Source organism: uncultured Chitinophaga sp. (assembly GCF_937874145.1).
Lineage (GTDB): Bacteria > Bacteroidota > Bacteroidia > Chitinophagales > Chitinophagaceae > Chitinophaga.
This window is the reverse complement of record NZ_CALNBI010000184.1, coordinates 1-9,840: the sequence shown is the minus strand read 5'-3', so window position 1 is coordinate 9,840 and position 9,840 is coordinate 1. Positions and strand designations below refer to the sequence as shown.

7 protein-coding genes are annotated in these 9,840 nt (G+C 56.9%); all 7 read left to right on the top strand.

All coding sequences use genetic code 11. The annotated features are described in order from the left end of the window. The coding region (locus tag Q0510_RS08815) for a glycosyltransferase family 2 protein (RefSeq protein WP_298710136.1) at nucleotides 1-610 on the top strand (610 nt) is incomplete at its 5' end. Between the two features lie 29 nt (nucleotides 611-639). Next, nucleotides 640-2,139, top strand: a complete 1,500-nt coding sequence (locus Q0510_RS08810; protein ID WP_298710134.1) for a glycosyltransferase — start codon at nucleotides 640-642, stop codon at nucleotides 2,137-2,139. Nucleotides 2,140-2,167: 28 nt separating this feature from the next. Continuing rightward, nucleotides 2,168-5,038 carry a tetratricopeptide repeat protein gene (locus Q0510_RS08805; RefSeq protein WP_298710132.1) on the top strand — a complete coding sequence of 957 codons (2,871 nt, stop codon included), beginning with the start codon at nucleotides 2,168-2,170 and terminating at the stop codon, nucleotides 5,036-5,038. Nucleotides 5,039-5,046: 8 nt separating this feature from the next. Next, nucleotides 5,047-7,290 carry a DUF4838 domain-containing protein gene (locus tag Q0510_RS08800; protein ID WP_298710131.1) on the top strand — a complete coding sequence of 748 codons (2,244 nt, stop codon included), beginning with the start codon at nucleotides 5,047-5,049 and terminating at the stop codon, nucleotides 7,288-7,290. Nucleotides 7,291-7,475: 185 nt separating this feature from the next. After that, complete coding sequence (locus tag Q0510_RS08795; protein WP_298710129.1) at nucleotides 7,476-8,918, top strand: PQQ-dependent sugar dehydrogenase; 1,443 nt, start codon at nucleotides 7,476-7,478, stop codon at nucleotides 8,916-8,918. A gap of 1 nt (nucleotide 8,919) precedes the next feature. Continuing rightward, a complete protein-coding gene (locus tag Q0510_RS08790) occupies nucleotides 8,920-9,255 on the top strand; it encodes a cytochrome c (protein ID WP_298710127.1) in 336 nt (111 codons plus the stop codon). Nucleotides 9,256-9,614: 359 nt separating this feature from the next. Beyond that, nucleotides 9,615-9,840, top strand: a 226-nt coding sequence (locus Q0510_RS08785) for a fibronectin type III domain-containing protein (protein WP_298710125.1), incomplete at its 3' end; no start/stop codon positions are given.

Here is a 9,840-nt window from a genome sequence, read left to right as displayed (position 1 = left end):
TCACAGTTCTTTCGGTGAAGACATGGAGCTGATGACCCGCATGTGCCGGTACGCCATCGACAACAAGATCGATTACGCCATCCGTTATATCCCCAAAACCCTCTGCTGGACGGAAGTACCCTCCACCCTGAAGATCTTCGGGCGGCAGCGGACGCGCTGGGCGCGGGGGCTGGCGCAGCTCATGTACGCCCACATCGGGATGTTCATGCGGCCGCGCTACGGGCGCTTCGGGCTGGTGGTGTTCCCTTACAACTTCTTCTTCGAGCTGCTGGCGCCTATTATCGAAGGCGGCGGTATCCTCTTTTTTATCGTGATGGGGATACTCGGGTTCATCAACTGGCCCACGGCGATCATCCTGCTGGTATTCGTATATACTTATGCGATCATGATCACCACGCTGGCGATCCTGTACGACCAGATCACCTTCCGGTATTACAATTCCTGGAAAGACATCCTGCTGCTTTGCATGATGCCGTTCTTCGAATTTTTCATATACCATCCGCTGATCGTGTTTTTCTCGCTCCGCGGGTATTATTTCTTTTTGACAGGGAAGAAATCGGGCTGGGGCGAAATGCAACGGCGCGGGTTCCAGACGGCTAGCAAAATATAGCCGCCCGTTTTTAACCATAACCACACTGCATGGAACTGATCAGGAATTTTTACGAAGGTTCGATCTTTTTTTATGGCCTGGCCATGCTGACCATGTATGCCATCCTGGCGATCCTTTCTTTCAGGGGCGTCATGCGCTTCAAGCGGAAAGACCGCAATACCGACTACACCTGCATGCTCAATTCGGAGTTGGCGCCCGGCATTTCCGTGATCGCGCCGGCATTTAACGAAGGCGTTACGATCATCCAGAACGTCCGCTCGCTGCTTACCTTGAACTATTCCCGTTTTGAAGTGATCATCGTCAACGACGGTTCTACAGACGATACGCTGCAGAAGCTCATCGATGAATTCGAACTGGCGGAAGTGGACTTCGCGTATAATGAAAGGATCAAGACGCAGCCGGTGAAGCGCTTGTTCAAATCCACCAACGTCGCGTACGACAAGCTGGTGGTGATCGATAAAGTGAACGGCAAGAGCAAGGCGGATGCTTCCAACGCGGGGATCAACGCCGCGGCGTATGATTATTTCCTGTGTACGGACGTGGACTGCATCATCGAAAAAGATACCCTGCTGCGGCTCATCAAGCCTTTCATGGAAGAGGAGTACAAGAAAGTGCAGCAGATCGGGGAGCCTTGCCCGGAGTGCGGGTTCGTGCATATCGTGGAGGAAGGCGTGCGGGTGATCGCTTCGGGCGCCACTTTGCGGCTGGCCAACGATTGCGAGATCGACCAGGGTGTGCTGGTGAGGGTGCGGCCGCCGCGCAAGCTGCTGCCCCGTTTCCAGGAAATGGAATATATCCGCGCGTATGTGTTGGGGAAGATGGGATGGAGCATGATCAACTGCGTGCCCAACGTATCGGGCGGTCTCGGGCTGTTCGACAAGGAGATCGCCATCAAGGCGGGCGGGTACGACCATAAATCCTTCGCGGAAGACATGGACATCGTGACCCGGATGTGCCAGTACATGATCGACAACAAGATGCGGTACGCCGTGCGCTACATCCCCACCACCCAGTGCTGGACCGAAGGGCCGCCCAATATGAAGATCTTCAGCCGCCAGCGTACCCGCTGGGGCCGCGGCATGGCGGAGATCGTCACCATCCACCGGAAAATGATCTTCAACCCCCGGTACAAGCTGATGGGCATGGTGGTGCTCCCCTGCAGCCTGCTGTTTGAGTTCCTGGCGCCCATTATCGAGTTCACGGGCGTATTGTATTATATCTACCTCATCGCCACGAACGCCATCAACTGGGATTACGCATTGATCCTGCTGGCATTCGTGTACTTGTATTCGGTGATGATCACGACGCTGGCCATCTGCTGGGACCAGCTCACCTTCCGTTATTACAATTCCTGGCGCGAAGTGTTGGGCCTTGCATTGATGGCATTCCTCGAGCCCATCATCTACCACCCGCTCATCGTGTTCTTCGCGTTAAGGGGATACTGGTTCTTCCTCACCGGGAAGAAATCGAACTGGGGGAACATGCAGCGCCAGGGCTTCGGTCAACGCAAAACGGTGCCTGCGGCGTAATTCATCCATACTCATCCAACAAGCAAATATGAAAAGAACGGTCTGTTACTTATTGATGGGAATCTTTCTGCTCTGCGCCGCAACGGTGCAGGGGCAGATCTTCAATACCAAAAAGAACAAGGATGCGGACGAGCTGTACAACGAAGCCGTACAGGCCACCCGCGCGGGGCAATACCAGAAAGCCATCACCCTGAGCCAGCAGGCCCTCAAGGTACGGCCCGACTTCGTGGACCAGGAGCTCCTGTTAGGGCGCCTCTACATGCTCACCGGCAATTACACCGCCGCACGGCAGTTTGTCCATAAGGTGATCCGGAAAAGCCCCAATTACCGCGATGCCTACCTCTACGCCGTCAACATCGAAATGCTGACGCGCAATTACATGGAAGCGGAGAAGCAGGCCAATGCCGCGCTGGCGCAGTTCAAGGACGACAAGGAGTTCATGCTCCGCAAAATGTCGATCCTCGACGCCACGCAGCGCTTCCAGGGCGGGAACGTGTATGCCGAAGAGCTGCTGGAGAAATTCCCCGGCGATACCTCCATGCGCAAGGCTTACATCGGCCATTACCTCACCGCGGGCAATTTTTACCGGCAGCGGGGCATCACCGCATTGGCGGAGCAGCATTACGCCAGGGCGCTGGCCATGCAGCCCGGCAATGCCGAGGCCAACAGCGCCATCACCAACATGTACCTGCGCAGCGGCAACTACCAGCGCGCCATGGAACAGCTCAACGCCGAACTGGCCAATAACCCCAATTCCTACGACCTCCTGATGCGCAAGCTTGGCCTTTACCAGGATATGCACGATTACCCGGAAGCGCTGAGCCTGCTGCAACACATCCTGAAACTCCACCCCGGCGATGCCAAAGCCCGCAGCCTGGACCTGTCCCTGCGCATGGAAGCGGCCGCCTGGTACGCCAATACGGACCCTTACATGCTGTACAGCGGCATCCTGGAAAAGAGCCCCGGCAACCGCGAAGCCCTTGATAAAGTGATCGGCATGAGCCTGTCGCGCGGGGCGTACCGCGAGGCCCTGGCGTGGATCAACAGCGGGCTGAAGGGTAGCCCCAACGACCAGCGCCTCCTCGGCCTCAAGCTCGACGTGCTGGAAAGCGACCGCAAGTTCGGCGAAGCGGCGTTGCTGGCCGAAAGGCTCCTGCGCTCCGCCCCTACGGCCGAGAAGCGGCAGCGGTACATCGGCCTGCGCGTGGCCTCCGGACGCGAATACCTCGGCCAGCAGCAATACGACCTGGCGCTCGCGGAATTCGAAACCGCCCTGCGCGAAAACCCTTCAGACACCGCCGCGCTCGACATGGCGGCCAACACCTACATCACCCAGAAAGATTATACCCGCGCGCTCGACGTGCTCAACAACGCCCTCGCGGCACACCCCGGCAACCCAAGGTTCATGATGAAGAAATCCTCCGTGCTGGCGGAAACCGGGCGGTACGACGAAGCTGCCGCCGTAGCCAAGGAGCTGCAGGCCCGCTTCCCGGATAACCCACGCTACAGCACTTTCGTTTCCGATATGCACCTCACGGCCGGCAGGCTGTTCATGCAGGCCGAGGAGTTCACGCTCGCTAAAGGGCAGCTTGTGCTCGTGCTCGAAAACGACCCAGGCAACCTGGAAGCACTGAATTATCTCGTGAACCTCGAATCGGCGCGGAAGCAATACGACAGCGCGGTGTATTATGCAGACATCGCCTTGCAGGCGCATCCCGATAATAAGGAAATGCTGCTCAAAAAGGCATCCGTATACACAGAAAGCCAGCAATATGCCGAGGCCAACGCCATCAACCGGCAGCTGATGGAACGGTACCCCTACACTACGCGCTACAGGACGGCGTATGTGGAAGGGCTCGTGGCGGAAGGGCTCGCCAAATGGCGCAACAACCGTCCCGACAGCGCCTATCCCGTCTTCCAGCAGGCGCTGGCGATCGATAAGAAAGATTCGCTGGCATTGCTGAACAGTATGAACATCCTGTACGCCCGGCAGTCGTACGACAGCGCGCTGTATTTCGCCAACGAGGCGCTGCGGTATTATCCCGACAGCGAAAACTTCCTGCAGCGGCGCGCGCTCAACCTGGAAGGGATGAAGGATTATGAAGGCGCCGCCCGTGCGGCGGACTCGCTGGCGCGGCGGTATCCCACATCCGACAATAAAGATTACGCCGACCTGATGGCATCGAAAGGATTGCGGAACCAGTTCGGCCTCTACTACCTCAACTCGAACTACGATTACGCCAGCACCAATTACAACATCGCCACGGTGGAATACCGCCGTTTTTTCAAGAAGGGTTCCTGGGCCGTGCGCGCCAACTACGCCGGCCGCGAGCAGGGAACGGGGCTGATGGGTGAAGCGGAACTATACTACACGCACAATAAATCACTGTACTCATACGCACTGGCCTCCTACGGCAACGAGATCGTGTTCCCGCAATTGCGCCTGGGGTATAGCATTTTCAAGACATTCGGGAAAGAGATCGAAGGCGAACTGGGCGCACGCTACCTGAAAACGGACAGCGCCAACGCCATTACGGGGGTATTGTCTGTCGCGAAGCCTTTCGGGGACTTCTGGGTAAACCTGCGCGGGTATTTCATCAGCGACGACGGCGACTTCAACACTTCCTTCAACCTCACCACCCGGTACTACATGAACCGCCGCCAGGATTACCTGTCGGTAATAGCGGGGCTGGGTACTTCTCCCGACGACCGCAGCCGGCTGGTCCAGTTCCCGCAGCTGAGCGGGCTGCTCACCCGCAGCATCGCGGCCGGTTACCAAAAAACGATTAAATACCGTACCACGCTGGGCCTCTTCGGCACCTGGATCAACCAGAAGATCGAAGACAACAAATACCAGAACCAATACGACATCTATATCACCGTACAACGTAAATTCTGATGGGGCATATGATGAACGCACTTTTCCTTTCGCTGATGATGTGGATACAACCCGGCTGCCAGCCGGCCGGAGAAATCGTGCTGACGGACAAAGGCAAGGCGCGGCACCAGATCGTATTGCCCGCGGAAGCCACGAAGGCGGAGACCCGCGCAGCGGATATCCTTCGCAAGTATGTACAACAGATCAGCGGCGCGCAGCTGGCAGTGGTGACTGAAAACAACTGGAAGGCCGGCGAGCCCGCCATCTTCATCGGCAACACCGGGCAGTCTGGCTCGATTGGGGAAGAAAAGATCGCGGGCGAAGGGTTTGTTATCGCCACCGGCGATCAGCATGTCTACATCCGCGGCGGCAGCGGCAAAGGCGTTATCTACGGTGTATATACCCTGCTCGATCAGTATTTCGGTTGCCGCAAGCCGGCGCAAGGGCCGCCGGTGGTACCTAAAAAATCGCGGCTCACCCTCTCCCAACACCTCACCGACCGCCAGGTGCCGCAGTTCGTTTACCGCGAAACCTACTACCCTGCCCCGCTCGAGCCGGAATACCAGGAATGGCATAAGCTGCATAGTTTCGAGGACCTGTGGGGGCTGTGGGGGCATTCCTACTTCAAACTGGTGCCGCCGAAAGAACACTTCGCCGCGCACCCGGAATATTATGCCTTCGTAAACGGCAAGCGGCGCGCCACGCAGCTCTGCCTCAGCAACGAACAGGTGTTCCGCATCGCTACCGCTTACTTCAAAAAAGCCATGGCCGATAACCCGGACGCGCTGTACTGGAGCATTTCGCCTGAAGACGGTGCCGGTTACTGCACCTGCGACCAGTGTGCCCTCGCCGATAAGGAAGAAGGTACGCACGCGGGTTCGCTCATCCGGTTCGTGAACCGGATCGCCGCGCAATTCCCCGATAAGCAGTTCACCACACTCGCCTATACGTACACCATCCAGCCGCCGGCCGTTACAAAACCTGCGGGCAACGTCATCATCATGCTCAGCAGCATCGATGCCTACCGGCACCGGCCGCTGGCGGAAGAGCCCTCCGCGGCGGGGTTCCGCAAAGCGCTGCAGGACTGGAAGAAAGTAACCGGCAATATATTCATCTGGGATTACACTACCCAGTTCACCAATTACCTCGCGCCTTTCCCGGATTATTTCCTGCTGCAGCAGAACCTGCAGTATTTTGCGGATAACGGGGTGAAGGGCGTTTTTTCACAAGGGAGCGGCGAAACGTATTCCGATATGGCCGAATTGAATGCGTACCTCCAGGCCGGAGCGCTCTGGCAGCCGCACCAACCCACCGACACGGCGTTCCACCGCTTCATGGCGGCTTATTACGGCAAAGCGGCAAAGCCCCTGACGGAATATATAAAGGCGCTCGCCGCCAACCTGAAAACCGCCGGGGTGGCGCTGGATATTTATGGCAGCCCGGTTACCCACCGCAACGATTACCTCTCCCCCGCGGCCATCGAGCAATATTCCAACTACCTCGACCAGGCGGAGAAAGCCGCCGGCAGCGATGCGCAGCTGGCCGCAAGGATCTACAACGCCCGTCTGCCGCTGGAGTACACGGTGCTGCAACAGGCCCGGCTGTACGGAACAGACAAGCATGGTTACCTCGTTCCCTCCGGAAACGGTTATGCCCCCGCGCCGAAGTTCGCCGCCAGGGTGCAACGCTTTGCGCAGCAGGCGCAAAAGGCGGGCGTGAAGGAATTATCGGAAGCAGGGATCGGGCCGGAGGCTTATTTGAAAGAATGGCAAAACATCCTGGCGAAACCCTGGCAGCCCAGTCTTGCTTTCGGCAAAAAGGTGACGCTGCTGCATCCCTTCACGCCGGAATACACGGCTAAAAAGGAAGCCACGCTCACCGACGGGCTCACCGGCAACACTGATTTTGCATTGAACTGGCTGTTCGTATATGGGAACGATCTTGTGGCCACGATTGACCTGGGCGCGGCGAAGGCGCTGTCTAAAGTAAACATCAACTTCCTGCAGGATGCGCGGCATAATATTTTCCTGCCTGTCAATATCGTAGTTGAAACATCCACCGACGGGCAATCGTTCCGGCCCGTGGCCGTTCAGCCTGTTGCGGCTGTGGCGGACGAAGACTTTGCCGCCCGCGTTGAAAACTTCCAACTGACATTAAAACCCTCTACCGCCAGGTACCTCCGCATCACGGCGAAGCATCTGCCGCAGATGCCTGCCTGGAGGGGCAATGATAAAAAACCGGCGATCTGCTGCGACGAGATTATAGTTCAGTAAATATTAACCGATACACCTGCTAAGGCCCGCCCGGATGGCGGGCTTTTTTTATGGCGCTACGGCTGTTAGCCGCCGGGCGTGTTGAATTTAATGCGCATTTCCGGGCGAATCAGCCCCTTCAGCCATAGCCGTTATTGCTCCCGGAGGCGGGAATGTTTTTTGAACGTACTGTCAAAACCATTGTCATGAAAAACCGGGCACTTTACCTCGTTATGGTTGTTATCCTCTTTGCCTCCGCCTGTTACCAGAGCCGTCATTCCAAAGGCGGCGGACAAGCCGGGGCCGACAGTATCCGGCGCATCCACGCCCCCGATATCATCCTGCCCGACGGCTACCAGTCGGAAGCCATTGCCACAGGGCTCAACTTCCCCACCGCGCTTACTTTCGACGATAAGGGAAATGCGTACGTCATCGAAGCGGGTTATTCCTATGGGGAAGATTTCAATACCCCGAAACTTCTGCGCATCTCCGATGGTAAAACGGAAACCATTGCCGAAGGCGAGCAGAACGGTCCATGGACGGGCATCGAATATCATGAAGGCAATTTTTATATCGCGGAAGGCGGCCAGCGCAACGGAGGCCGCATCCTGAAAGTATCGCCCACCGGGAAGATCAGCACGCTGGTGGAGCGCTTGCCCGGCCAGGGAGACCACCATACCAACGGCCCCGCCATTCATAACGGGTACATCTATTTCGGCACCGGCACTTTCACCAACAGCGGCGTGGTAGGCCCCGATAACGCCGAATTCGGCTGGCTGAAGCGGCATCCGGATCTACACGATATTCCGTGTGAAGACATCGTCCTCAATGGCATCAACTTTACCACCGACAACCCCTTGACCCCGGCAGAAGGCGATACGGCCGTAACCGGCGCCTTTCTGCCCTTCAATACTGCTTCCCAGGCCGGTCAGGTTATTCCCGGAAGGCTTCCCTGCTCGGGCGCTATCCTCCGCATACCCGTGAACGGCGGTAAACCGGAACTGGTAGCCTGGGGATTGCGGAACCCTTACGGACTGGCCTTTTCTCCGCAGGGAAAGCTCTACGTAACGGAGAACCAGGGCGACGACCGGGGCAGCAGGCCCGTCTGGGGTATGGGCGACGTGCTTTGGGAAATTAATCCCGGCGACTGGTTCGGCTGGCCAGATTTCGCGGAAGGCAAGCCCATCCATTATTTCAAACCGCCGGGCAAGCATGGCCCTTCCGCGCTGCTGCGCGACCGGGAGAAAAAAGTGCCCAAACCCGCGGCCGTACTGGCCGTCCATTCTTCTTCCAACGGCATTGATTTTTCAACCAGCGGTTCATTCGGATTCGCGGGAGAAGCATTTATCGCGCAGTTCGGCGATATGGCGGCAGGTGTGGGGAAAGTGCTGAAACCGGTAGGTTTTAAAGTTGTGCGCGTGAACACGGAAACCGGCGAGATCAACGACTTTGCGATAAACCGCGGGAAAGTGAACGGCCCTGCCAGCAAACGCGGCCACGGTGGGCTGGAAAGGCCTGTATCCGTGCATTTCGACGAATCAGGTCAAAATCTTTACATCGTCGATTTTGGAATTATGTTGATGCAAAAGGGTGAAACGCGCCCCATCAGGAATACGGGAGTAGTTTGGAAAATCAGTAAAAAGAATTGAGATGAAACTAGCACTTGTTATACTGGCGATTTGCGCCGTATCCTGCACTTCCAGGAGAATGCCCGCGGATTCGACGGCTGTCGCGGAAAAGGCTTCGGTAGCCGCCGGCAAGAAGATCTATCAGCTGCACTGCGACAAATGCCATCCTGGCGGCGAAGCCGGGCTGGGTCCGGCGCTGAACAATAACCCCGCGCCGGGTTTCCTTAAACGTTTCCAGGTGAGGCATGGACTGGGGGTGATGCCCAAATTCGATAAATCCAGGATCTCGCCGGACGACCTGGATCATATCATGGCCTATCTCAAAGCCAGGAAGCGGGAGCCTAAGCTGCCGCGATGATCAACGGATGGGCCTGTTACCCTGATCGCGGGCCTTCCGGCGCGCCAGGAAAGCGATAAAGAGAACGGCGACGGTTATAAACGAAATCAATGCAATTAATGGCAGGAACATGGCGATGCTTTTAAACAGTTCATATCATAATGCATGCCTGAAAATCCATAGTCGCTGGGATTCATGCTAATTTCCTCTTATCTTGTTAGCGCCGGCCAACCGCCGGCGTTAATTTTCTACCGATGAAAAACTTTTCCCTACTCTTTCTGGCGATCCTATTGACGCCACTGCTCACCTTTTCCCAGGAAGCCTTTAAAATCACCCATGGCCCTTACCTGCAATCGCTCGGCTAAACCGGCGTAAACATCGTGTGGACCACCAACAAAAGCGGCATCGCCTGGGTGGAACTGGCGCCGGCCGACAGCTCGCACTTCTACGCACAGGAGCGCCCGAAATATTTCGCGGCGGCACATGGACAAAAAACAGAAGGTACCGTGCACAACGTGCGCATCGAAGGCCTCAAACCGGCTACCAAATACCGTTACCGCATTTACTCGCAGGAAGTGACCAGCCACGAAAGCTATGTCGTGAAAT